This window comes from Bergeyella anatis, assembly GCF_036016955.1.
Classification (GTDB): Bacteria; Bacteroidota; Bacteroidia; order Flavobacteriales; family Weeksellaceae; genus JAYWXI01.
Genome location: NZ_JAYWXI010000095.1, coordinates 1 through 624, shown reverse-complemented (window position 1 = coordinate 624; position 624 = coordinate 1). Strand labels below are relative to the sequence as shown.

The following is a 624-nucleotide window of genomic DNA, read 5'->3' as shown; positions in this document are numbered from 1 at the left end:
TTCTGGAGGGAGTTGCCCTTCCTCAATTTCATTGAGAGAGGCTTCCCATTCACCCGTTAATGCCACATCAGCGATTTTTCGGTCTTTGACCCATTCATAGACTTTCAACCCTTTTTCGGTAGGAATTATGCTTTTCTTTTGACGTTTGATATAGTTTCGTTTAAGCAAAGTTTCTATTATTGCCGCTCGGGTAGCAGGAGTTCCAATACCTGTGCCTTTGAGTAGTTGCCGTTGATTTTCGTCTTCCAAATCCTTTCCTGCCGATTCCATAGCCGACAATAAAGTCGCTTCTGTATATAATGCTGGAGGGCGGGTGGTTTTGGATAGAATTTGACTGTCCATTACTTTTAAAGTATCTCCTTTTTGTAGTTCGGGAAGCTCTTGCGGAATTTCCTCTTCTTTTTCTATTTCTGAAAAAGAGCCATTGACTGCCCTCCAACCTGCAGATTGTATCGTACAACCTTTGATTTCGTAGTTTTTATAACCTGCTTCCACAGTTATTATCTGCGTTTCCTTGATACAAATTTCCGATACCGCTTCTAATAAACGCCCGGCAATCATTTTGTAAATGAGGGCTTCTTTCTTAGGGAGTTCGGTCGGTATTTTGTCAGTAATGAGCAGTCC

General features: G+C 41.7%; 1 protein-coding gene. It reads right to left on the bottom strand.

Translation table 11 applies throughout. The features are described 5' to 3' along the window. The coding region (locus VQ048_RS12400; protein ID WP_327611952.1) for a DNA topoisomerase at positions 1-624 on the bottom strand (624 nt) is incomplete at both ends.